Origin of the sequence: Pseudomonas sp. NFACC10-1 (assembly GCF_900119195.1) — a bacterium.
Classification (GTDB): domain Bacteria; phylum Pseudomonadota; class Gammaproteobacteria; order Pseudomonadales; family Pseudomonadaceae; genus Aquipseudomonas; species Aquipseudomonas cerasi.
On record NZ_FPJB01000001.1, the window covers coordinates 844974 to 866508 of the forward strand.

General features: G+C 62.3%; 23 protein-coding genes and 1 riboswitch. Of the genes, 19 read left to right on the forward strand and 4 right to left on the reverse strand.

What is annotated here, in order from left to right:
* Positions 1–214: 214 nt before the first annotated feature.
* Genes BT119_RS03615 through purM form a run of 3 tightly spaced genes read right to left on the reverse strand, consistent with a single transcriptional unit; the run spans position 215 to position 2645 of the window.
* Positions 215–928 carry a DUF3108 domain-containing protein gene (locus BT119_RS03615; protein ID WP_003369623.1) on the reverse strand — a complete coding sequence of 238 codons (714 nt, stop codon included), beginning with the start codon at positions 926–928 and terminating at the stop codon, positions 215–217.
* A gap of 8 nt (positions 929–936) precedes the next feature.
* On the reverse strand, positions 937–1587 hold the full coding sequence (purN, locus tag BT119_RS03620) for a phosphoribosylglycinamide formyltransferase (protein ID WP_003344861.1): 651 nt from the start codon (positions 1585–1587) through the stop codon (positions 937–939).
* Positions 1587–2645, reverse strand: coding sequence for a phosphoribosylformylglycinamidine cyclo-ligase (gene purM, locus BT119_RS03625; RefSeq protein ID WP_003344863.1), 1059 nt, complete (start codon positions 2643–2645; stop codon positions 1587–1589). Before purM ends, purN begins: the two co-directional genes overlap by 1 nt.
* A gap of 341 nt (positions 2646–2986) precedes the next feature.
* On the opposite strand from purM, the gene BT119_RS03635 reads away from it, so the two are divergent.
* The 6 genes from BT119_RS03635 (at position 2987) to BT119_RS03660 (ending at position 8492) form a co-directional block, all read left to right on the forward strand.
* A complete protein-coding gene (locus tag BT119_RS03635; RefSeq protein WP_003369628.1) occupies positions 2987–4090 on the forward strand; it encodes a DUF2066 domain-containing protein in 1104 nt (367 codons plus the stop codon).
* A gap of 39 nt (positions 4091–4129) precedes the next feature.
* Positions 4130–5203 carry an AI-2E family transporter gene (locus BT119_RS03640; RefSeq protein ID WP_003434374.1) on the forward strand — a complete coding sequence of 358 codons (1074 nt, stop codon included), beginning with the start codon at positions 4130–4132 and terminating at the stop codon, positions 5201–5203.
* A 387-nt stretch (positions 5204–5590) separates the two neighbouring features.
* Positions 5591–6295: a DnaA regulatory inactivator Hda gene (gene hda / locus BT119_RS03645; protein WP_003369632.1), complete on the forward strand. Its 705-nt coding sequence runs from the start codon at positions 5591–5593 to the stop codon at positions 6293–6295.
* Positions 6289–7053 carry an NAD-dependent deacylase gene (locus BT119_RS03650; RefSeq protein WP_161806747.1) on the forward strand — a complete coding sequence of 255 codons (765 nt, stop codon included), beginning with the start codon at positions 6289–6291 and terminating at the stop codon, positions 7051–7053. Before hda ends, BT119_RS03650 begins: the two co-directional genes overlap by 7 nt.
* A gap of 75 nt (positions 7054–7128) precedes the next feature.
* Positions 7129–7857 carry a C40 family peptidase gene (locus tag BT119_RS03655; protein WP_003369635.1) on the forward strand — a complete coding sequence of 243 codons (729 nt, stop codon included), beginning with the start codon at positions 7129–7131 and terminating at the stop codon, positions 7855–7857.
* 89 nt (positions 7858–7946) lie between these two features.
* Positions 7947–8492, forward strand: coding sequence for a C40 family peptidase (locus BT119_RS03660; RefSeq protein WP_003369637.1), 546 nt, complete (start codon positions 7947–7949; stop codon positions 8490–8492).
* A gap of 149 nt (positions 8493–8641) precedes the next feature.
* On the opposite strand, the gene BT119_RS03665 is transcribed toward BT119_RS03660, so the two are convergent.
* On the reverse strand, positions 8642–9970 hold the full coding sequence (locus BT119_RS03665; RefSeq protein ID WP_072364814.1) for a PQQ-dependent sugar dehydrogenase: 1329 nt from the start codon (positions 9968–9970) through the stop codon (positions 8642–8644).
* A gap of 119 nt (positions 9971–10089) precedes the next feature.
* Positions 10090–10304: riboswitch (cobalamin riboswitch) on the forward strand.
* Positions 10305–10394: 90 nt separating this feature from the next.
* Here BT119_RS03665 and cobO point away from each other — a divergent pair.
* The 13 genes from cobO (at position 10395) to BT119_RS03725 (ending at position 21245) form a co-directional block, all read left to right on the forward strand.
* On the forward strand, positions 10395–11006 hold the full coding sequence (gene cobO, locus BT119_RS03670) for a cob(I)yrinic acid a,c-diamide adenosyltransferase (protein WP_003369640.1): 612 nt from the start codon (positions 10395–10397) through the stop codon (positions 11004–11006).
* 25 nt (positions 11007–11031) lie between these two features.
* Positions 11032–12327, forward strand: a complete 1296-nt coding sequence (locus tag BT119_RS03675; protein WP_044309727.1) for a cobyrinic acid a,c-diamide synthase CobB — start codon at positions 11032–11034, stop codon at positions 12325–12327.
* Positions 12324–12974: a 5,6-dimethylbenzimidazole synthase gene (gene bluB, locus BT119_RS03680; RefSeq protein WP_024661931.1), complete on the forward strand. Its 651-nt coding sequence runs from the start codon at positions 12324–12326 to the stop codon at positions 12972–12974. The genes BT119_RS03675 and bluB overlap by 4 nt, the downstream gene beginning before the upstream one ends.
* The gene (gene cbiB, locus BT119_RS03685; RefSeq protein WP_003369648.1) at positions 12971–13879 is read left to right on the forward strand and encodes an adenosylcobinamide-phosphate synthase CbiB; all 909 of its coding nucleotides are present in this window, start codon (positions 12971–12973) and stop codon (positions 13877–13879) included. Before bluB ends, cbiB begins: the two co-directional genes overlap by 4 nt.
* A complete protein-coding gene (gene cobD / locus BT119_RS03690; protein WP_024661930.1) occupies positions 13872–14876 on the forward strand; it encodes a threonine-phosphate decarboxylase CobD in 1005 nt (334 codons plus the stop codon). The genes cbiB and cobD overlap by 8 nt, the downstream gene beginning before the upstream one ends.
* Positions 14873–16333 carry a cobyric acid synthase gene (locus BT119_RS03695; protein WP_024661929.1) on the forward strand — a complete coding sequence of 487 codons (1461 nt, stop codon included), beginning with the start codon at positions 14873–14875 and terminating at the stop codon, positions 16331–16333. The genes cobD and BT119_RS03695 overlap by 4 nt, the downstream gene beginning before the upstream one ends.
* Positions 16334–16855, forward strand: a complete 522-nt coding sequence (gene cobU, locus BT119_RS03700) for a bifunctional adenosylcobinamide kinase/adenosylcobinamide-phosphate guanylyltransferase (protein WP_003434380.1) — start codon at positions 16334–16336, stop codon at positions 16853–16855.
* The gene (gene cobT, locus BT119_RS03705) at positions 16852–17904 is read left to right on the forward strand and encodes a nicotinate-nucleotide--dimethylbenzimidazole phosphoribosyltransferase (protein ID WP_060708081.1); all 1053 of its coding nucleotides are present in this window, start codon (positions 16852–16854) and stop codon (positions 17902–17904) included. The genes cobU and cobT overlap by 4 nt, the downstream gene beginning before the upstream one ends.
* Positions 17901–18473: an alpha-ribazole phosphatase family protein gene (cobC, locus tag BT119_RS03710; protein ID WP_003434382.1), complete on the forward strand. Its 573-nt coding sequence runs from the start codon at positions 17901–17903 to the stop codon at positions 18471–18473. Before cobT ends, cobC begins: the two co-directional genes overlap by 4 nt.
* A 1-nt stretch (position 18474) precedes the next feature.
* A complete protein-coding gene (locus tag BT119_RS03715) occupies positions 18475–19206 on the forward strand; it encodes an adenosylcobinamide-GDP ribazoletransferase (protein WP_072364816.1) in 732 nt (243 codons plus the stop codon).
* Between the two features lie 98 nt (positions 19207–19304).
* Positions 19305–20513: an MFS transporter gene (locus BT119_RS03720; RefSeq protein ID WP_072364818.1), complete on the forward strand. Its 1209-nt coding sequence runs from the start codon at positions 19305–19307 to the stop codon at positions 20511–20513.
* The gene (locus tag BT119_RS27425; RefSeq protein ID WP_003369667.1) at positions 20510–20632 is read left to right on the forward strand and encodes a hypothetical protein; all 123 of its coding nucleotides are present in this window, start codon (positions 20510–20512) and stop codon (positions 20630–20632) included. Before BT119_RS03720 ends, BT119_RS27425 begins: the two co-directional genes overlap by 4 nt.
* 61 nt (positions 20633–20693) lie before the next feature.
* Positions 20694–21245, forward strand: coding sequence for a glutathione peroxidase (locus BT119_RS03725; protein ID WP_003369669.1), 552 nt, complete (start codon positions 20694–20696; stop codon positions 21243–21245).
* Positions 21246–21535 lie beyond the last annotated feature (290 nt).

Consider the following 21535-nt stretch of genomic DNA (forward strand, 5'->3'; position numbering starts at 1 on the left):
GAGAACTGCATTCCCACGCTGGAGCGTGAGGAACGATAACCTCAACTATCGTGCCCGATGCTCTGCGCTTCTGCCCGAAGGGCGTGGGAGTGAGCTTGCTCACGAAGGGGCAAGTGCAGGCGCGACTACCGTGCGGCGCTCTGCGTCGCATGCCTTCAGCCAATAAAAAGCCCCGCTAAAAAGCGGGGCTCTGTGGTGCGTGCTGTCAGGGCAATCAGCTGCCTTTGACGGCCTTGCCGTTGACGGTGCCGTCCAGCAAGACGATGTTGTATTCCTTGCCGTCGGTTTCGACCTGTTGCAGGCGGACCAGCAGGTAATCCCAGTCCTTGGCGAACCACAGCACAGTGGTGCGCTTGCTTTGCGTCGGGTCACGCACGCGCTCGACCTTGATTGCATCGACCTGGCCGGTCTTGGTGGTGACCTTTTCCGAACCCAGCACGCGGAAGTCGTAGGTGTCTACTTCATCACCGTCGACAACCTGATAGCTCATGCTCTTCTTGCCCTCAGCGATGTCGTGTTGCAACGCCAGCTGATAGGTGGACTTGTCGAGGATGCCACGGTTGAGCGGCAGCTTGATCGCATCGCCACGGTCGGTGCCGGTGACGAACTTGGTGTTCCAGTCGAACGCCAGATCGACCTTCTTGGATTTACCCAGGCCACTGCGCTCGAAGTTGTAGGTCTGCGGCAGCAGGGTGTCCTTGTCGACCTTAAGGGTGCTGACTTCAGTCAGGCTGGCGATCATCATCGAGGCCTTGAAGCTCAGGGTCCAGGTGCCATTGGCGCCGGCTTCCAGGCTGCGTTCGGCCGTGCCGCTCATGGGCAGCTGTTTCCAGTCGGCGGTGTAGCTGGCGGAGAAGGGTTGAAGGTCTGCGGCCTGTACGGCAGGCAAGGCGAGCAGAGCGAAAGCGAAGAGCAGAGCGCGACGCATAGTATCTCCTAATGTCGAATCAGATGGCCGCTGGCCGGGAGTAACTGGCTATCGAGTAACGCACCTTGTTCACCAAGGCTCAGTCGGCCTTCGGCAAACCAGCGAATGGCCAGTGGGTAAATACGGTGCTCTTGAACATGGACCCGTTGCGCGAGCGTTGCGGGCGTGTCGTGCAACTGTACCGAAATAACAGCCTGTACGACCAGTGGGCCGCCATCGAGTTCCTCGGTAACGAAATGCACGCTGCAACCATGCTCGGTGTCGCCGGCCTCCAGCGCACGCTTGTGCGTGTGCAAGCCTTTGTAACGCGGCAGCAGGGAAGGGTGAATATTCAACAGGCGGCCATGGTAGTGGCGAACGAATCCTGCGCTGAGAATGCGCATGAACCCGGCCAATACGACCAACTGTGGCTGGAAGGCGTCGATCCGTTCGATCAGCGCTGCATCGAAGGCTTCACGGCCCTCGTATGCGGTGTGATCCAGTACGCAGGTTTCGATGCCTGCGTCCCTTGCACGTTGCAGGCCGAATGCATCTGCGCGGTTGGAAATCACCGCGCGGATGCGGACGGGGCTGGCCCCGTCCTTGAAGCTGTCGATCATCGCTTGCAGGTTGCCGCCGGTGCCGGACAACAGCACCACGACTTCGCAGATGGCTGGCATCAATGCGCCTTGAGGTTTTTCAGCTCGACCTGTGCTGCGCCTTCGGCAGCGGTGGCGATCTGGCCGATCACCCAAGGCTGCTCGCCGGCTTCACGCAGCACCTTCAGTGCTGCTTCGACGTGCTCCTGAGCGACACAGATCACCATGCCCACGCCGCAGTTCAGCACGCGGTGCATCTCGTTTTCCGCAACGTTGCCTTGCTGCTGCAGCCAGTCGAACACGGCCGGACGCTGCCAGCTGGCGACGTCGACCACGGCCTGAGCGCCTTCCGGCAGTACGCGTGGAATGTTGTCGAGCAGGCCGCCACCGGTGATGTGGGCCATGGCCTTGACTGCGCCGGTTTCCTTGATCAGCTTGAGCAGCGGCTTCACGTAGATGCGGGTCGGCGCCATCAGCAGTTCGGTCAGTGGCTTGCCGTCCAGCTGGATGTTTTCGATATCGGCGCCTGCCACTTCGATGATCTTGCGGATCAGCGAGTAGCCGTTGGAGTGCGGGCCGGACGATGGCAGGGCGAGCAGGGCGTCACCGGCAGCGACTTTCGAGCCGTCGATGATCTCGGCCTTTTCCACGACGCCGACGCAGAAGCCTGCCAGGTCGTAGTCTTCGCCTTCGTACATGCCCGGCATTTCAGCGGTTTCGCCGCCGACCAGCGAGCAGCCGGCCAGTTCGCAGCCGGCGCCGATGCCGGTGACGACCTGAGCGGCGGTGTCGACGTTCAGCTTGCCGGTGGCGTAGTAATCGAGGAAGAACAGTGGCTCTGCGCCGCAGACCACCAGGTCATTGACGCACATGGCGACCAGGTCGATGCCGATGGTGTCGTGCTTGTTCAGGTTCAGCGCCAGACGCAGCTTGGTGCCCACACCGTCGGTGCCGGAAACCAGAACCGGTTGCTTGTAGCCGGCCGGGATTTCGCAGAGGGCGCCGAAGCCTCCCAGGCCGCCCATGACTTCCGGACGCTTGGTGCGCTTGGCGACGCTCTTGATGCGTTCGACCAATGCTTCACCGGCGTCGATGTCTACACCGGCGTCTTTATAGCTCAGGGAGGGTTGCTTGCTCATAGAAAATCCAGGCCTTTAGGGGGGATTCGGAGGTATCGACCGCTGCGTTAGGACCCGTTCAGCACCGCGCTGTCATGCGGTGGTAATGTTGGGGCCATGGCGATTGCCGGTCTGCGAAGGCGCGCGATTTTATCAGGCTTGCTCATCAGGGGCCATCCTTGCGCCGACAACAGGGCGGTGTTGCACCAAATTAACCTCAAGCAGGTGGCCTGTCAGTGCGACCCTGGACGTTTAGGGTGTACTTTATGCGCGAACTGAATGATAGGTGGCTCACGTCTGTCCCAGACTGGTACACCTGCTGAAACCGCTTCTTTTTACTTTTTTCCGTTCGGGAACTGTCCATGCGTTTTTCCAGAATTCTTCTAGTCGGCTGTCTATCCCTGATCAGCCTTCCCAGCCTTGCCGAAACGGTCAGCAACCTTTATCAGGTTCGCGAGCCGGTCAATGGCCAGTCGCCCGATGAGCGCACGCGGGCCACGCAGGCCGCCGTCGAAACCCTGGTGCTGCGCCTGACCGGCGACGCCAAGGCCGTGCAGGGCTCGGCCATCGCCGCACTGCGCAAGGACCCGCAGCAGATCATCAGCCAGTACGGCTACGAGGCCGGCCCGCCGGAAACCCTGCTGGTCGACTTCGATCCGGCCACCACCGACCGTGCCTTGCACGATGCGGGGCTGCCGATCTGGGGCAGCAATCGCCCGTCGATTCTCGGCTGGTGGCTGAATGACTCGGTGGAAGGCTCGAATCTGGTCGGCGACGGTCAGGCCGCTGCCGAACCCTTGCGCCAGGCCGCTCAGCACCGCGGACTGCCGCTGCGTCTGCCGCTGGCTGATTTGAGCGAGCAGGGTATCGGTAATGCGAAAACCCTGGAGGGCACTGACCCTGCGCCGCTCAAGGAAGCCTCCGAGCGCTATGGCGCTGACGCGATACTGGCCGTGCACGCCCGGGAAGATGGCGGTCAGTGGCAGGGCAAATGGCGCTTGTGGCTGGGTGATCAGCGCGAACAGGGCACCGCAACCGGTGCCACATCCGAAGCCTTGGCCGATGCGGTGCTGCTGTCGGTCAGCGAGCGTCTGGCTCCGCGCTTCGTCGCCAAGCCCGGTGCGTCGACCGGCATGCTGATCCAGGTCCAAGGCATGACACTCGAGCGCTATGCGCAACTGCTTCAGTTACTCGAACCGTTCGGCGTGCGTCTGAGTTCTGTCGAAGGCGATAAAGTGGTGTTTGAGGTCAGTGGCAGCACCGATCAGCTACGCTCGCAGTTGTCGCTGGCCAAATTGCAGGAAGTGCCCGCAGCCGAAGCAGCCGCTACCGCAACGTCGCCTGCTGCGCCTGTCGATGCGACTGCGCCGGTTGCGCCAGCCAATGGAGCTGCTGCTGTTCCGGCACCTGCGCCCGCACCGATGATTGTTCCGGCGTCTGCGCCACAGCTCTATTTCCGCTGGTAACCCGGCAAGAACGCTTTTCCACTGGCTTGAGGGATGTTGATGACTGATACGCGGCGTTGGTTCTGGATCGGCGGCCTGGCCTTGCTGGTTGCATTCGTGGTGCTGTTGCACACGATCCTCACTCCTTTTCTGGTGGCGTTACTGCTGGCCTACATGGGTGATCCGCTGGTGGACCGTCTGGAGCGCGCCGGACTGTCCAGAACCCTGAGCGTTGTGGTCGTGTTCGGGTTGTTCACGCTGGTGCTGATGGCGTTGCTGCTGGTTCTGGTGCCGATGCTCGCCAAGCAGTTGTTCCGTCTTTACGAGCTGGCGCCGCAGATTCTTGACTGGCTGCAGCACTCGGCGTTGCCGTGGGTCCAGGCCAAGTTCGGGCTGGCAGACGGGTTCTGGAAGTTCGACAAGATCAAGGCAGCCATCTCCGAGCATATGGGCCAGGCCGGGGACATCGTCTCTATCGTGCTGTCCCAGGCTACGGCGTCCAGCCTGGCGCTGATCGGCTGGCTGACCAATCTGGTGCTGATCCCAGTGGTGTGTTTCTACCTGCTGCGTGACTGGGACATCATGACCGGCAAGATCCGTGGCCTGCTGCCGCGTCAGCGTGAAGGGCAAATCGTCAAGCTGGCGGGCGAGTGCCACGAAGTGCTGGGCGCGTTCATACGCGGTCAGTTGCTGGTGATGGTCGGCCTTGGCGTGATCTATGCGGCCGGTCTGATGCTGGTCGGGCTGGAGCTGGGCCTGCTGATCGGCGTGATTGCCGGTCTGGCGGCCATCGTGCCTTATATGGGGTTCGTGATCGGTATCGGTTCGGCGCTGGTGGCCGGGCTGTTCCAGTTTGGCGGTGACCTGTACCCGATGATGGGGATTGTGGCGGTGTTCATGATCGGTCAGGCCCTCGAGGGGATGGTGCTGACGCCGTTGCTGGTCGGTGATCGCATCGGCCTGCACCCGGTCGCCGTCATCTTCGCGATTCTGGCGGGTGGCGAGCTGTTCGGCTTCACCGGCATTCTGCTGGCCCTGCCGGTGGCGGCGGTGATCATGGTGCTGGTGCGCCACATGCATGATCTGTACAAGGACTCGGAAATCTACGCAGGCGCGGAAGATCCGGAGCTGTAATATCGATGCAAGCCTCTTCGCCGCCCGGTGAGGAGGCTCATGCCTTGAGTGCATGCCCCCTGCAAACGCCCTGTCCTGGGCTCTGTACGAAAAGTGGCTGCGCTCGGTGATGCTTCGTTAAAAACAGGCTCGGATGCGAGTCCAATCGGAATGCTCATTTACAACACGTAGAGTCGAGCGCGACCCCGGCCGTTCCTCGCCTGTTTTTGCCTTGCCTGACCTTCGCTCGCCGACTTTTCGTACAGCGCCTGGACGGCGCTTTACTCACCCTGACGCAAACCTTTGATTTTGCTTGAGGTCTGTCGCATTGTGCGACCAGCGTCACGGGTATAAACTTTGCGCTCTTTACACAGAGGCCTTGACGGTTTGCATGAGCCGTTAGTCAGCATGAAACCGATTCAGCTGCCCCTGAGTGTGCGTCTGCGTGATGACGCCACTTTCGTCAATTACTATCCAGGCGCCAACGCCGCTGCACTCGGCTATGTCGAGCGGCTGTGCGAAGCCGACGCTGGCTGGACCGAAAGCCTCATCTATCTGTGGGGTAAGGACGGAGTAGGGCGCACGCACCTGCTGCAGGCTGCCTGCCTGCGTTTCGAGCAGTTGGGCGAGCCTGCAGTGTATCTGCCGCTGGCCGAAGTCATAGATGAAGGCATCGAGCTGTTCGATCATCTGGAGCAGTACGAGCTGGTGTGTCTGGACGATCTGCAGGCGATCGTCGGCAAGCCCGACTGGGAAGAAGCGCTGTTTCATCTGTTCAATCGTCTGCGTGACAGCGGGCGTCGTCTGCTGATTGCCGCGTCCAAATCGCCCCGCGAATTGCCGGTAAAGCTTCCCGACCTGAAATCGCGCCTGACCATGGCATTGGTGTTCCAGATGCGCGGTCTGTCCGACGAGGACAAGCTGCGCGCCTTGCAACTGCGTGCCTCTCGGCGTGGTCTGCACCTGACCGACGATGTCGGGCATTTCATCCTGACGCGTGGTACACGCAGCATGAGCGCGCTGTTCGAATTGCTCGAGCGCCTCGATCAGGCGTCACTCCAGGAAAAGCGCAAGCTGACCATTCCCTTCCTTAAAGAGACCCTCGGGTGGTAGATCAGGCGCTGTTGATGCAGACGGCGGCTGCCTTGCGCCATGCACAACGGATTCTGGTGATCACCGGGGCGGGTTTGTCTGCCGATTCGGGGTTGCCGACCTACCGAGGTGTGGGCGGGCTTTACAATGGCAAGACCGATGATGGCCTGCCTATCGAAATGGCCCTGTCCGGGCCCATGCTGCGTCGTGACCCGGAGCTGTGCTGGAAGTACATCGCTGAACTGGGCAGGGCGTGTCTGGGTGGCGAGCCGAATGTCGCGCATTACGCCATCGCCCAGTTGCAACGCATCAAACCCGAGTGCTGGGTGCTGACCCAGAACGTCGACGGTTATCACCGTGCGGCGGGCAGTCCGCCGGAGCGCCTGATCGAAATTCACGGGCAACTCTCGCCACTGTTTTGCCAATCCTGCGGTGCTGAGGATTCGCAATTGAGTGAGCACTTGCAGCGCCCTTTGCCCCCCTTATGCCCGGCATGTAGTGGCATTTTGCGACCGTCCGTCGTTCTTTTTCAGGAAATGCTTCCCGAAAAAGCCCTGGAAACACTGTATGAACAGCTGGCTAAAGGCTATGACGCAGTGCTCAGTATCGGCACCACCGCAAGCTTCCCCTACATTCACGAACCGGTCATTCGCACCAGAGTTTCCGGGGGGTTTACCGCAGAAATCAATCCGCAGCCGACGGATCACAGCGCGCAGATGGACGTATTTTTGCCCTACCGCGCGGCACATGTCATGGCCGAACTCATAAGTCACATCTAGTTCGATTGAATTTGCAAATCACCTTCATAAAAGGCATAGTCTCGCCATCTTAACTAGTCAGCCACGGTTGTGCCCATGCAAGTTGTTCGCTTCGCACCCCTCGTGCCTCTCGCACTCGTTACATTTCTCTTCGGTTGCTCGGCCAATATGCCGGTCGCACAGCAGGAACAGGCCCAGCCAGTTCCACGCTATCAGAGCGCAATCAATGCCAATGCCCAGTCCGCAGCCCGTCGCGCCGACGCGGCAGTCCTGCAGGACGAGCTCGCTACCGAAGACGAACTGGCCCAGTTCGCTGATAACAAGTCTTACCAACTGCCGGCCCTGGCCGACAGCATCCTGGAGCGTGGCAAGTCGCTGATCGGCACACGCTACAAGTTCGGCGGCACGTCGACTTCTTCGGGTTTCGATTGCAGCGGCTTCATCGGTTATCTGTTTCGCGAAGAGGCTGGCATGAGCCTGCCACGTTCCACGCGTGAAATGATCAACGTCAACGCACCTCTGGTGGCGCGCAACAAGCTTCAGCCGGGCGATGTGCTGTTCTTCAGTACTCGCGGTCGCGGTCAGGTCAGCCACGCAGCGATCTACGCCGGTAATCGGCAGTTCATCCACTCCAGCAGTCGCCGCAGCGGCGGTGTGCGCATCGACAGCCTCGATGACGCCTACTGGAGCAAGACCTTCATCGAGGCCAAGCGGCCCCTGGCGATGGCCCCGGGTACTGTTGCAGTAAAATCGACACCTGAAGTAACGCAGACAACGGCGATGACTTCGACTACAGTCAAGACCGCGCCCAAGCGGCGTAAATAAATAGAACGCGCAGTACAAGACCTTCGGGTCTTTCTGCGTTTTTGAGCTTCTCGGCAGCGTAAGCCGCATCCGGATAGGTTGTTGTGGTTATGTCGATTGCGTTGCGCCTGTTAGTCATTTCTGTTGCTGCGTTGCTCGGTGCCTGCGCCAGCGCGCCGCCCCCGCCCAAAGCGCCCCGGATCGTTCAGCGTCCGGTGGTCACTGCTCCTCCCCAGATTCTTTCTCCAGCTGCCGAAGACGTGCTGTTTCGTGCGTTGGGGCTGGTTGGCACGCCTTATCGCTGGGGCGGCAACACGCCTGACTCCGGTTTCGATTGCAGCGGTCTTATAGGTTACGTCTATCGTGACGCGGCTGGCATTTCCCTGCCACGTTCCACACGCGAGATGATCGTGATGGGCGCACCGAATATTCGCCGCGAGCAACTGCAGTCAGGTGATCTGGTGTTCTTTGCCACGTCAGGTGGTTCGCAGGTGTCGCATGCGGGGATTTACGTGGGCGAAGGCCGCTTCGTGCATGCGCCGGCCACCGGCGGCACGGTGAAGCTCGACAGTCTCGACAAGCCTTACTGGCAGAGAGCCTACCTCAACGCCAAGCGCGTGATTCAGCCGTCCAGTCTGGCGCAGAATCGGCCCTAGGCAGGAACCGCTGATCAGCGGCTCCCCCCAGCTCCAGCCTCAGGATCGGACGCAGAGCGTCCAGAAAGGCGTGTCCACGCTGGGGATCGCCGCAGCTGTGTCGGCCTCTTCGCGAGCAAGCTCGCTCCCACAGGGATCACCGCTCGGCGTTACTGAGCAGCCTTGGCTGATGTCACGCGCCAGATCTTGTTGCCGACATCGTCCGCCACCAGCAAACCGCCGCGCTGGTCATTGACCACGCCAACCGGACGGCCCATGGCTTTTTCATCCTTGTTGAGGAAGCCGGTCAACACATCGACCGGTGTGCCGTTGGGTTTGCCGCCACTGAATGGAATGAACACCACCTTATAGCCGCTGTGCGGTTTGCGGTTCCATGAGCCGTGCTGGCCAATGAACAGGCCTTCGTTGAACGGTGCAGCCAGTGTCTTGCCGTCGGCGAACACCAGGCCCAGCGAAGCGGTGTGCGGACCGACTGCGTAATCCGGGGCAATCGCCTTGGCAACCAGGGCCGGGTTCTGCGGCTTGACGCGCTCGTCGACATGCTGGCCGTAGTAGCTGTAAGGCCAGCCGTAGAATGCGCCGTCCTGCACCGAGGTGACGTAGTCAGGCACCAGATCGCTGCCGATCTCGTCGCGCTCGTTGACCGCCGTCCACAGTTTGCCGGTCTTCGGCTCCCAATCCATGCCGTTGGGGTTGCGCAGGCCCGACGCGAAGATCCGGTGGTTGCCGGTGGCCGCGTCCACTTCCCAGATCGCCGCACGACCCTCTTCCTTGTCCATGCCGTTTTCGGCCACGTTGCTGTTGGAGCCCACGGTCACGTACAGCTTGCTGCCATCCTTGCTGGCGATGACATTCTTGGTCCAGTGGTGATTGAGCGTGCCGCCCGGCAGGTCGACCACCTTGGTCGCCTGCGCGCTGATCGAGGTCTGCCCTGATTCATACGGGAAGCTGATCAGGCGATCGGTATCGGCGACATACAGCTTGTTGCCCACCAGGGTCATGCCGAACGGCGAATTGAGGTTTTGCAGGAAAACCGTGCGCGTCTCTGCCACACCGTCCTTGTCCACGTCGCGCAGCAAGGTGATGCGGTTGGCGCTGGGCACACCGGCACCGGCGCGCCCCATGACTTTTTCCATCACCCAGCCGCGAATGCCTTTGGAATCATCCGGTTTGGCGGGCGAATTGGTTTCTGCGACCAGCACGTCACCGTTGGGCAACACATACAGCCAGCGCGGGTGGTCGAGGTTTTCGGCGAACGCAGCCACTTGTGTGCCCGGCGCGGCGACCGGCTTGGCGCCTTTTTCCCAGCCTACGGCAGGGGCGATGTTGACGGTCGGGATCAGCGTCTTGTTGGGCTCCGGCAGCTTGGGCGAGGGGCCTGTTCCATCCGAGACTTGCAGTCTCGAAGACTCGCCGCAGGCAGCGAGGCCGCCGGCGACCAGAAGCAACACTGCGTAGTGGGGGCTGAGTTTGAACATTGTCGATCTCCATTAACAAGGGCATGGTCCAGTAACTGATAGAGGCACCGCCAACCCGCTAGGTTCAATCACGTTCCGCGGCGACGGTGTCGATTGACGCTCCCGGTCCAACCCTCTACCCTTCGCGGTTTGTTTCAGGTGCTCTGCAATCCCCGATTGGCAGAGTGAAACAGGGAAGCCGGTGTGGGTCGACAGATCCGATCCCGGCGCTGCCCCCGCAACGGTAAATGAGTCAAGGCTGTGCCTGACGCCACTGTGTTTCGACATGGGAAGGCGCGCAGCCGGGGTGACCCGCTCATGAGCCCGGAGACCGGCCTGAATCACTCAATGACATCACGGAGGGTGATGTTCTGTGCAGGGCGTTGCCGTGCTGTCCAGTGCTGTCCTTCCGTCTGTTGTCGCCTGCCCCGAGCGGAGAACCCAGATGAACGAATCCCCCGAACGCGACGAACGCCATCTGGCGCGCATGCAGCGCAAGAAAGCCGTCATGGACGAGCGTATCGCCAGCTCGCCCAACGAGTGCGGCCTGCTGCTGGTATTGACCGGCAATGGCAAGGGCAAGAGCAGCTCGGCATTCGGCATGCTCGCCCGCGCCATGGGCCACGACATGCAGTGTGGTGTGGTGCAGTTCATCAAGGGCCGCAACAGCACGGGCGAAGAAATGTTTTTCCGCCGTTTCCCCGAGCAGGTGCGCTATCACGTAATGGGTGAGGGCTTCACCTGGGAAACCCAGGATCGCCAGCGCGACATCGCCGCCGCCGAAGCCGCCTGGGCCGTGTCTCAGGAAATGCTTCGCGATCCGGCCATTGGTCTGGTGGTGCTCGACGAACTGAACATCGCCCTCAAACATGGCTACCTCGACCTTGAACAAGTGCTCAGCGACCTGCAGGCACGTCCGCCGATGCAGCATGTATTGGTGACTGGCCGCGGTGCCAAAGCCGAATTGATCGACCTGGCCGATACCGTTTCCGAGATCGGCGTGGTCAAGCACGCGTTTCAGGCCGGTATTCGTGCGCAGAAAGGTATCGAGCTGTGAACCCTTCATCATTGAGCGCATTGCAATGAGAGCCCCGCGTGATTGTCCGGCGGTATTGATCGCTGCGCCTGCCTCCGGGCAAGGCAAAACCACGGTGACCGCTGCACTGGCACGCTTGCACCGCAACCAGGGGCGCAAGGTCCGGGTGTTCAAGTGCGGCCCGGACTTTCTTGACCCGATGATTCTTGAGCGGGCCAGTGGTGCGCCGGTCTATCAACTGGACATGTGGATGGTCGGTGCCGATGAAAGCCGTCGCCTGTTGTGGGAGGCGGCTGACGAGGCGGACCTGATTCTGATCGAAGGGGTCATGGGGCTGTTCGACGGCACGCCGTCGAGCGCCGACCTGTCCCGGCATTTTGGCGTGCCGGTACTCGGTGTGATCGACGGCACGGCCATGGCGCAGACGTTTGGCGCACTGGCGCTGGGCCTGGCGCGCTATCAGCCTGATCTGCCGTTCGCCGGCGTGCTGGCCAATCGCGTCGGCACGGTACGCCATGCGCAGTTGCTGGAGAACAGCCTGACCGAAGGCCTGCGCTGGTACGGCGCACTGTCCCGGGAAGTCGGCTTCGAATTGCCCAGCCGTCATCTGGGGTTGGTCCAGGCCAGTGAGCTCAATGATCTGGACGTGCGTCTGGACATGGCTGCTGCGGCGCTGGCCAGTACCTGTGAAGTGGCTTTGCCGCCGGCCGTGACCTTTACCGCGCCCGACCCGGTTCATGTCGAACCGCTGCTGCGCGGCGTACGCATTGCCATCGCACGCGATGAAGCCTTTGCCTTTCTGTATGGCGCGAGCCTGGAACTGCTGAGGAACATGGGCGCCGAGCTGAGTTTCTTCTCGCCGATCCATGATCGCGAGCTTCCCGAGGCCGACAGCCTGTACCTGCCCGGTGGCTACCCGGAGCTGCACCACGTGGCGTTGGCCGCCAATGGCACAATGCAGGCTTCGATCAGGGCTCACCATATTGCCGGCAAGCCGATTCTTGCCGAGTGCGGCGGCATGCTCTATTTGCTCGAAGCCCTGACCGATGTCGAGGGCGTGCGCGCCGAACTGGTCGGCTTGCTGTCCGGTGAAGCGGTCATGCAGAAGCGTCTGGCGGCGCTGGCCTTGCAGGCCGTCGAGCTGCCCGAGGGCACGCTGCACGGCCATACCTATCACCACTCGCTGACCAGCACCGAGCTGCAGCCGATTGCGCGTGGCGTCAGCCCCAATGGCGGGCGCGGCGCAGAAGCGGTCTATCGTTTGGGTCGTCTGACCGCGTCCTACGTGCATTTCTATTTTCCTTCCTGCCCCCGGGCGATTGCGGCGCTGTTCAAACCATGACCGAGCAAGCGTTCAGCCCCGAAGAGCGGGCTGCGGTGTACCGCGCTATCGCCGAACGTCGCGACATGCGCCACTTCATCGGTGGTGCGGTCGCGCCCGAGCTATTGGCGCGCGTGCTCGAAGCTGCGCATCAGGCTCCCAGCGTCGGGCTGATGCAGCCGTGGCGCTTCATCCGCATCAGCGATCCGCTATTGCGCGGCAGGATGCAGGCGCAGGTAGAGGAGGAGCGTGTTCGTACCGCCGAGGCGCTGGGGGAGCGAACCGACGAGTTCATGAAGCTCAAGGTCGAAGGCATCAACGACTGCGCAGAAGTGCTGGTCGCCGCGCTGATGGAAGGGCGTGAGCAACACATTTTCGGGCGTCGCACCTTGCCCGAAATGGACATGGCATCGCTGTCCTGCGCGATCCAGAACCTGTGGCTGGCATCGCGTGCAGAAGGCCTGGGCATGGGCTGGGTGTCGCTGTTCGACCCCGAGGCATTGGCCGAACTGCTGGGCATGCCTGACGGCGCGAAGCCGCTGGCGATCATTTGCCTGGGGCCGGTCAAGGAATTCTATCCTGCGCCAATGCTGGTGATGGAAGGCTGGGCGCAGGCGCGTCCGCTGCACGAGCTGCTGTACGAGAATCAATGGGGAGTGAATCAATGAGTGTGGCGCTGTTGAGCGTCGCCGGGGTCGCGCTGGATGCGCTGCTCGGTGAGCCAAAACGATGGCATCCGCTGGTGGCGTTCGGCAACTTCGCCAATCGGGTCGAGCAGCGTTTCAACAGTGGCGGCCGTGGCTGGCGCAGTCACGGCGTTACCGCCTGGGTCATCACCGTTGTGCCGCTGACGCTGCTGGCCACGCTGCTGAGCTGGTTGCCTGGCGTGGGCTGGCTGTTCGAGATTCTGGCGCTGTATGGCGCGCTGGGCATGCGCAGTCTGGGCGAGCACGTTCAGCCGGTGGCGCAAGCGCTGCGCAGTGATGATCTGGTTGAAGCACGTCAGCGGGTCGGTTATCTGGTCAGTCGCCAGACCACTGAGCTGGACGCTACCGAAGTCGCCCGCGCAGCCACCGAGTCGGTACTGGAGAACGGTAGCGATGCGGTGTTCGCGGCGTTATTCTGGTTTGTCGTGGCCGGTGCGCCCGGCGTGGTGCTGTACCGGCTGAGCAATACGCTGGACGCCATGTGGGGCTATCGCAACGAGCGCTTTGAGCGTTTTGGCTGGGCTGCGGCGAAGATCGACGATCTGCTCAACTATATTCCCGCACGTCTTGTGGCATTGACTTACGCTTTGTTGGGCAAGACCCGACTGGCGCTGCGTTGCTGGCGTACGCAGGCTCCGGCCTGGGACAGTCCGAATGCCGGTCCGGTGATGGCCGCTGGCGCAGGCGCGCTGGGTGTCGAACTGGGTGGCGCGGCGATCTACCACGGCGAGTTGCATCAGCGTCCGCAACTGGGTGAGGGTGCGCCTGCCGACGCGGACTCGATCGATCGCGGCTGGCAACTGGTGCAGCGCGGCGTCTGGTTATGGCTGCTGGTCATCTGCGTGGCGGCTGAATTTTATGCTTGAGCACGGCGGGCGGTTGCGCGCGGCGGCGCAGCATTACGGTATTCAGCTAGCCGACTGGCTGGACCTGTCCACTGGGATCGCGCCCTGGTCGTGGCCCATCCCGGAGATTCCGACGCGTGCCTGGGCGCGGTTGCCCGAGACCGACGATGGTCTGGAAGCGGCGGCCTGCGCGTATTACGGTGTGTCCCGGTTATTGCCGGTGTCTGGTTCGCAGGCCGCGATTCAGGCACTGCCGCGGGTGCGCAGCGGGGGGCGAGTTGGCGTTCTGTCGCCCTGCTACGCAGAGCACGCGCATGCCTGGCGCAAGAACGGTTTCGTGGTCCGTGAGGTGGGTGAGCAGGAGGTCGACTACTTCCTCGACAGCCTGGACATACTGGTAGTGGTCAACCCCAACAACCCGACCGGTCTGCACCTGAGCGCCGAGCGCTTGCTGGAGTGGCATGCACGACTGGCCGAGCGCGGTGGCTGGCTGGTCGTCGATGAAGCGTTCATGGATAACACGCCGGGCATGAGCCTGGCGGCCGAAACGGGGCGCAGCGGGCTGATCGTCCTGCGTTCGTTCGGCAAGTTTTTCGGCCTGGCTGGCGTGAGGCTCGGTTTTGTCATGGCCGAGCCGGTGCTGTTGAGGATGCTGGCGCAGGAAATCGGCCCCTGGTCGGTCAGTGGGCCAACCCGGATCATCGGTCAGGTGTGCCTCAGTGATCAGCAGGGGCAGGCGCGTCAACGTGAGCGCTGTGACCAGGCCCGCGACCGGCTGGTGGCGTTGCTCGACCGCTACGCTCTGACCCCGCAAGGCGGCTGTGCGCTGTTCCAATGGCTGGTGACCCCTGAGGCGCAGACGCTCTATGAGTTTTGTGCGCGGCGCGGCGTGCTGCTGCGTCTGTTCAAGGGTGACACCTCCGAGTCGTCCAGTCTGCGTTTCGGTCTGCCCCGCGACGAGGCCGACTGGCTGCGGCTGCACGATGTTCTGCTTGAATACCGCAAGGAATACCCATGAGCACGCTGATGGTACAAGGCACCACCTCCGATGCCGGCAAAAGCACTCTGGTGACGGCCCTGTGCCGCTGGCTGACTCGTCAGGGCGTCAGGGTCGTGCCGTTCAAGCCGCAGAACATGGCGCTCAACAGCGCGGTGACTGCAGACGGCGGCGAGATCGGCCGCGCGCAGGCCGTGCAGGCGCAGGCGTGCTACCTCGAACCGCACACCGACATGAACCCGGTGCTGCTCAAGCCCAACAGTGACACGGGCGCGCAGGTGATCATTCACGGCCGTGCAGTGACCACCATGAACGCGGTGGCTTATCACGGCTACAAAGAGATCGCCATGCAGGCGGTGCTGGAATCCCATCGGCGCCTGGGTGAAAGCTACCCGGTGATCGTGGTCGAGGGCGCGGGTTCTCCGGCCGAGATCAACCTGCGCGCCAACGATATCGCCAACATGGGCTTTGCCGAGGCGGTCGACTGCCCGGTGCTGCTGATTGCCGATATCAATCGTGGCGGGGTGTTTGCCCATCTGGTCGGCACCCTCGAGCTGCTGTCGCCCAGTGAGCAGGCGCGGGTCAAGGGTTTCATCATCAACCGTTTTCGCGGTGACATCGCCTTGTTGCAGCCGGGCCTGGACTGGCTGGAAGCACGCACCGGCAAGCCGGTCGTTGGCGTGCTGCCCTACGTGATGGACCTGCACCTGGAAGCCGAAGACGGCCTGGACCAGCGCCAGACCGACAAGGTCGAGCATGTGCTGAACGTGGTGGTCCCGGTGCTGCCTCGCATCAGTAATCACACTGATTTCGACCCGCTGCGCCTGCACCCTCAGGTCAATCTGCAGTTCATCGGTCCCGGCCAGGCGATTCCTCCTGCGGACCTGATCATTCTGCCCGGCTCGAAAAGCGTGCGCAGTGATCTGAACTACCTGCGCAACAATGGCTGGGACACCGCCATCGAGCGGCATTTGCGTTATGGCGGCAAGCTGATGGGGATCTGCGGCGGCCTGCAAATGCTCGGTGAGCAGGTGCACGATCCTCTCGGGCTGGAAGGCGCAGCCGGGTCCAGCGCCGGGTTTGGCCTACTGGCAATGAGCACGGTGCTGGAAGCGGAAAAGCAACTGCGCAATGTGCGCGGTCGTCTGACCCTGGAAGACGCCGAGGTCAGCGGCTACGAAATTCATGCCGGGGTAACGACAGGGCCGGCGCTGGAGCAGGCTGCCGTGCAACTGGACGACGGGCGTTGCGATGGCGCGCAGAGTGTCGACGGGCAGGTGCTCGGGACTTACCTGCACGGCCTGTTCGAATCACCTGCGGCCTGTAGCGCGTTACTGCGCTGGGCGGGGTTGGCGAACGTGCAGTCCGTCGACTATCACGCCCTGCGCGAGCGCGACATCGAACGTCTGGCGGACCTGGTGGAAAAACACCTGGACGGCCCATTGCTTCGCGAACTGTGTGGCCTGGAGGCGAACTGAATGCTGCAATTGATCCTCGGCGGCGCGCGCTCCGGCAAGAGTCGCCTGGCGGAAAAACTGGCCGCCGACAGCACGCTGAAGGTGACCTACATCGCCACCAGTCAGCCTCTGGACGGCGAAATGAATCAGCGTGTTGCCAGTCATCGCGCACGCCGTCCCGAGCACTGGGGGTTGGTCGAAGAGCCGATCGAGCTGGCGCGGATGCTGCGCGAAAATGCGGCGCCCGATTGCTGCCTGCTAGTCGATTGCCTGACCCTCTGGCTGACCAATCTGCTGATGCTCGACAACCCCGAGCGCTTGCTTCAAGAACGTGAATCCCTGCTCGACAGCCTTGCCGGGCTGCCGGGTGAAATCATTTTTGTCAGCAACGAAACCGGGCTTGGCGTCGTGCCGCTCGGCGAACTGACCCGTCGCTATGTCGATGAAGCCGGCCTGTTGCATCAGGCGCTGGCCGAGCGTTGCCAGCGTGTCGTGTTGACCGTTGCCGGCTTGCCCCTGACGTTGAAAGGAACCGCGCTATGAGTAATTCCTGGTGGCTCAAGCCTGCACAGGCCATTGATGTACCGATGCGCGAGGCGGCACTGGCCCGTCAGCAGCAACTGACCAAACCCGCCGGTTCGCTGGCGCAATTGGAGCGCCTGGCGGTACAGCTGGCCGGTTTGCAAGGGCGTGAGCGTCCGTCCGCCGATCAACTGTGGATCGCGATTTTTGCCGCTGATCATGGTGTCGTCGCTGAAGGTGTGTCGGCGTATCCACAGGAAGTCACCGGGCAGATGCTGCACAACTTCGTCAACGGCGGCGCCGCGATCAGCGTGCTGGCGCGTCAGCTCTCCGCGCAACTGGACGTGGTCGATCTGGGCACTCTGTCGCCAATGGATTTGCCCGGGGTGCGCCATCTGCGCATTGGCGCGGGCACCGCCAATTTTGCCTACGGGCCGGCCATGAGTGTCGAGCAGGGGCTCGCTGCCCTGCAGGCCGGGCGTGACAGCGTATTGCGCGCCAAGGCTGTCGGCACTGAACTGTTCATCGGCGGCGAGATGGGCATCGGCAACACCACAGCCGCCAGCGCAGTCGCCTGCTCGTTGCTGGAGTGCGCTGCGCCGTTGCTGGTTGGACCCGGTACCGGGCTGAACGCCGAGGGTATTCAGCACAAGACTCATGTCATCGAGCGCGCACTGGCATTGCACGCCGATCAGGCGGGAGACCCGTTGAACAGCCTGTTCTGCCTGGGCGGCTTCGAAATCGCCGCGCTGACCGGTGCGTACCTGGCCTGCGCGCAGGAAGGTATTGCGGTACTGGTCGACGGTTTCATTTGCAGCGTGGCCGCGCTGGTAGCGGTGCGCCTGAATCCTTCCTGCCGCAACTGGCTGTTGTTCGGTCATCGGGGCGCCGAACCGGGCCACCGGCATCTGCTGGAAACGCTGCAGGCCGAACCGCTGCTGGACCTCGGTTTGCGTCTGGGCGAGGGCAGCGGTGCCGCACTGGCTGTGCCGCTGGTACGCCTGGCGTGCGAGCTGCACAGCGGCATGGCGACGTTTGCCGAAGCAGCTGTGGCGGATCGCCCCGCATGACCTTGCACCTGGACCTGTTGCGGCACGGCGAAACCGAACTGGGCGGCGGCCTGCGCGGCAGTCTCGACGACGCGCTGACCGAGTCTGGCTGGCAGCAGATGCGTGCGGCGGTGGTCGATGGCGGCCCCTGGACGCGGATTGTCAGCTCGCCGCTGCAACGTTGCGCACGTTTCTCCGAAGAGCTGGCGCAGCGCTTGTCGTTGCCTCTGCACCTGGAGCCAGGTTTGCAGGAGCTGCATTTCGGCGACTGGGAAGGGCACAGCCCTGCGCAACTCATGGAAACCGATGCGCAGGGCCTGGGTCTGTTCTGGGCGGACCCCTACGCGTTCACACCCCCCAACGGCGAGCCGGTGCTGGATTTCTCGAGCCGGGTATTGAGTGCCATTGAGCGTCTGCATCAGGCTTACGCCGGTGAGCGCGTGTTGCTGGTCAGTCATGGCGGTGTCATGCGCTTGCTGGTGGCGCAGGCGCGTGGTTTGCCGCGTGAGCAACTGTTGCAGGTGGTGGTCGGGCATGGCGCGCTGTTGTCGATTCAGGTCGCTGCTGATCGCGTACTCACGGAGATCTGAGATGCTGCCGTTCTGGATCGCCCTGCAATTTCTCGGCAGCCTGCCGATCAGACTGCCCGGCATGCCGCGCCCTGAAGAGCTAGGACGCTCCTTGCTGTACTACCCGTTGGTCGGGGCGGTGTTCGGCACGCTGCTGCTGGGCTTCAACACCTTGCTCAGTGGTACGCCGCTCATGCTGCACGCCGCGCTGGTACTCAGTGCCTGGGTATTGCTCAGCGGCGGCCTGCATCTGGACGGTCTGGCCGACAGTGCTGACGCCTGGCTGGGCGGCTTCGGTGACCGTGAACGCACCTTGAAGATCATGAAGGACCCACGCAGCGGGCCTATCGCCGTGGTCACGCTGGTCCTGGTGCTGATGCTCAAGTTTGCTGCGATTCTGGCGCTGATCGAGAGTCATGCCAGTGTCTGGCTGCTGTTGGCGCCGGTGATCGGGCGCGCGGCCATGCTTGGGCTGTTTCTGGGAACGCCGTATGTGCGTTCCGGGGGATTGGGGCAGGCGCTCGCCGATCACCTGCCGCGTGGCCCTGGACGCAAGGTTTTGGCCGCCACTGCCATTGCGTGCGTGCTGCTCGCCGGCTGGTCAGGGGTAGCTGTATTGCTGGTCTGCGCCGTTTGTTTCTTCTGGCTGCGGCAGTTGATGATGCGCCGTTTGGGCGGCTGCACCGGCGATACGGCCGGGGCATTGCTCGAGCTGCTGGAATTGGCGGTGCTGCTGACGCTGGCGCTGCTTTGAGACCCTGCACAACGCTTTGTTGACAGCTTTTACCGGCAGCGCGTAGCTTCGCGAATCGCGGGTCAAACCATGTAACACAAAGCGCAGGGAGCTTAACCATGACATCGATCTGGCGTACCAGTGGCTGGGTTCTGCTGGGCAGTGCGTTGATTCTTGCGCTTTCGCTGGGTACGCGGCACGGCTTCGGTCTGTTTCTGGCACCCATGAGTGCCGAGTTTGGCTGGGGGCGTGAAGTCTTTGCCTTTGCCATCGCCCTGCAGAATCTGATGTGGGGCCTGGCGCAGCCCTTCGCCGGTGCGCTGGCAGATCGATTCGGGGCGGCGAAAGTTGTCTTCGTCGGCGGTGTGCTGTATGCAGCAGGTCTGCTGTGTATGAGTACCGCCGATTCTTCCCTCAGCCTTTCATTGAGCGCCGGTCTGCTGATCGGTATCGGTCTGTCCGGCACATCGTTTTCGGTCATCCTGGGGGTCGTGGGGCGTGCGCTGCCTGCGGAAAAACGCAGTATAGGCATGGGGATCGCCAGCGCCGCCGGCTCATTCGGTCAGTTCGCCATGCTGCCCGGTACATTGGGTTTGATCAGTTGGCTGGGCTGGTCCGGCGCCTTGCTGGTGCTGGGTGTGATGGTGGCGTTGATCCTGCCTCTGGTGGGCATGCTCAAGGATACGCCGAGTGTATCCACCGGCGTCGAACTGACCCTCGGCGAGGCGCTGCGCGAGGCGTGCTCGCATTCGGGGTTCTGGCTGTTGGCGCTGGGGTTCTTTGTCTGCGGTTTTCAAGTGGTCTTCATTGGCGTGCACTTACCGGCCTATCTGGTGGATCAGCACTTGCCCGCCAAGGTTGGCACTACAGTGCTGGCCCTGATTGGCCTGTTCAATATCTTCGGCACCTATACCGCAGGCTGGCTGGGCGGGCGCATGTCCAAACCCCGGCTGCTGACTGTGCTTTACCTGTTGCGCGCGGTGGTGATCGTGCTGTTTCTCTGGATACCCTTGAGCCAGACCACGGCGTATCTGTTCGGCGTGGCGATGGGCTTGCTGTGGCTGTCGACCGTGCCGCTGACCAACGGTACGGTTGCGACACTGTTCGGTGTGCGTAACCTGTCGATGCTGGGCGGCATCGTCTTTCTGTTTCACCAGTTGGGCGCCTTCCTCGGTGGCTGGCTGGGCGGGCTGGTGTATGACCGCACCGGCAGCTACGACCTGATCTGGCAAGTCTCGATCCTGCTGAGCCTGCTCGCGGCGGCGCTCAACTGGCCGGTGCGCGAGCGCCCGGTGGCGCGCTTGCAGGCGCAGGGCAGTCTGGCATGAGTCGGCGATGGCCTTTGCTGATGGCACTGCTGGTGGGCGCGGTGGTGCTGGGATTGCTCTGGTGGGCCTGGCAGCATGTCGGGCTGGCCGCTCTGCAATTGGGAATGGGCGCTTGCTAGGCAGACGCTCCGGCATGGGGTAGCGTGTCGGCAGACGACAACAATATTCAGGGCCGCCATGATGAACATTCGCTTTCTTTCGATCCCTCTTTTGCTGCTGGCCGTGAGCGGTGCAGCAATGGCTGCCGACTGCCCGCCATTGCTGCAAGGCGAATTGCCCAAGCTGCGCGCCAAGGAAAACATCGACCTGTGCAAACGCTTCGCCGGCAAGCCGCTGGTGGTGGTCAATACTGCCAGCTTCTGCGGCTTCGCCCCGCAGTTCAAAGGTCTTGAAGAGCTGAGTCAGCGCTACAAGGGGCAGGGGCTCGAGGTGTTGGGCGTGCCGTCCAATGATTTCAAACAGGAAGCCAAGGATGGTGAGGAGACCGCCAAGGTCTGCTACGTCAACTATGGCGTGACCTTCACCATGACCGAGCCGCAGGCGGTACGCGGTGACGATGCGACCCACTTGTTCAAGGTGCTGGCCGAGCAGAGCAGTGCGCCGCGCTGGAACTTTTACAAATACGTGGTTGATCGCCAGGGCAAGGTCATCGCCAACTTCTCCAGCATGACCAAGCCGGATGATCCGGAGCTGATCGCAGCCATTGAGAAGGCGATTGCGTCGAAGCCTTAAGGGGGCAAAAAAGGGCGGTTTGAGTCTTGTTTGAATCGACCACCCTTGTGTGACGCGGAGTGCCATAAAGAGGACGCAGAGCGTCCAGAACTGCATGCCGACGCGGAGCATCGGCACGATAGTCAATCAGTGACGCGGAGTGTCGGCACGATAGTCAGTCAATGACGTGGAGCATCGGCACGATAGTCAGTCAATGACGTGGGGCGTCGGCACGCTAGTCAATCAATGCAGGTCTGAGCGCTCCAGGCACGCAATAAAAAAGCCCGCAACCATCACTGGTTGCGGGCTTT

Excerpts from the sequence above, each read along its gene's own strand:
- BT119_RS03640 (WP_003434374.1), top strand. The coding sequence starts at position 4,130 with ATGACTGATACGCGGCGTTGGTTCTGGATCGGCGGCCTGGCCTTGCTG.
- BT119_RS03660 (WP_003369637.1), top strand. The coding sequence starts at position 7,947 with ATGTCGATTGCGTTGCGCCTGTTAGTCATTTCTGTTGCTGCGTTGCTC.
- BT119_RS03665 (WP_072364814.1), bottom strand. The coding sequence starts at position 9,970 with ATGTTCAAACTCAGCCCCCACTACGCAGTGTTGCTTCTGGTCGCCGGC.
- BT119_RS03725 (WP_003369669.1), top strand. The coding sequence starts at position 20,694 with ATGAACATTCGCTTTCTTTCGATCCCTCTTTTGCTGCTGGCCGTGAGC.
- BT119_RS27425 (WP_003369667.1), top strand. The coding sequence starts at position 20,510 with ATGAGTCGGCGATGGCCTTTGCTGATGGCACTGCTGGTGGGCGCGGTG.
- BT119_RS03635 (WP_003369628.1), top strand. The coding sequence starts at position 2,987 with ATGCGTTTTTCCAGAATTCTTCTAGTCGGCTGTCTATCCCTGATCAGC.
- BT119_RS03655 (WP_003369635.1), top strand. The coding sequence starts at position 7,129 with ATGCAAGTTGTTCGCTTCGCACCCCTCGTGCCTCTCGCACTCGTTACA.
- hda (WP_003369632.1), top strand. The coding sequence starts at position 5,591 with ATGAAACCGATTCAGCTGCCCCTGAGTGTGCGTCTGCGTGATGACGCC.
- purM (WP_003344863.1), bottom strand. The coding sequence starts at position 2,645 with ATGAGCAAGCAACCCTCCCTGAGCTATAAAGACGCCGGTGTAGACATC.
- cobU (WP_003434380.1), top strand. The coding sequence starts at position 16,334 with ATGCTGCAATTGATCCTCGGCGGCGCGCGCTCCGGCAAGAGTCGCCTG.
- BT119_RS03715 (WP_072364816.1), top strand. The coding sequence starts at position 18,475 with ATGCTGCCGTTCTGGATCGCCCTGCAATTTCTCGGCAGCCTGCCGATC.
- cobD (WP_024661930.1), top strand. The coding sequence starts at position 13,872 with ATGCTTGAGCACGGCGGGCGGTTGCGCGCGGCGGCGCAGCATTACGGT.
- BT119_RS03720 (WP_072364818.1), top strand. The coding sequence starts at position 19,305 with ATGACATCGATCTGGCGTACCAGTGGCTGGGTTCTGCTGGGCAGTGCG.
- bluB (WP_024661931.1), top strand. The coding sequence starts at position 12,324 with ATGACCGAGCAAGCGTTCAGCCCCGAAGAGCGGGCTGCGGTGTACCGC.
- BT119_RS03695 (WP_024661929.1), top strand. The coding sequence starts at position 14,873 with ATGAGCACGCTGATGGTACAAGGCACCACCTCCGATGCCGGCAAAAGC.
- cbiB (WP_003369648.1), top strand. The coding sequence starts at position 12,971 with ATGAGTGTGGCGCTGTTGAGCGTCGCCGGGGTCGCGCTGGATGCGCTG.
- purN (WP_003344861.1), bottom strand. The coding sequence starts at position 1,587 with ATGCCAGCCATCTGCGAAGTCGTGGTGCTGTTGTCCGGCACCGGCGGC.
- cobT (WP_060708081.1), top strand. The coding sequence starts at position 16,852 with ATGAGTAATTCCTGGTGGCTCAAGCCTGCACAGGCCATTGATGTACCG.
- cobC (WP_003434382.1), top strand. The coding sequence starts at position 17,901 with ATGACCTTGCACCTGGACCTGTTGCGGCACGGCGAAACCGAACTGGGC.
- BT119_RS03615 (WP_003369623.1), bottom strand. The coding sequence starts at position 928 with ATGCGTCGCGCTCTGCTCTTCGCTTTCGCTCTGCTCGCCTTGCCTGCC.
- BT119_RS03675 (WP_044309727.1), top strand. The coding sequence starts at position 11,032 with ATGAGAGCCCCGCGTGATTGTCCGGCGGTATTGATCGCTGCGCCTGCC.
- cobO (WP_003369640.1), top strand. The coding sequence starts at position 10,395 with ATGAACGAATCCCCCGAACGCGACGAACGCCATCTGGCGCGCATGCAG.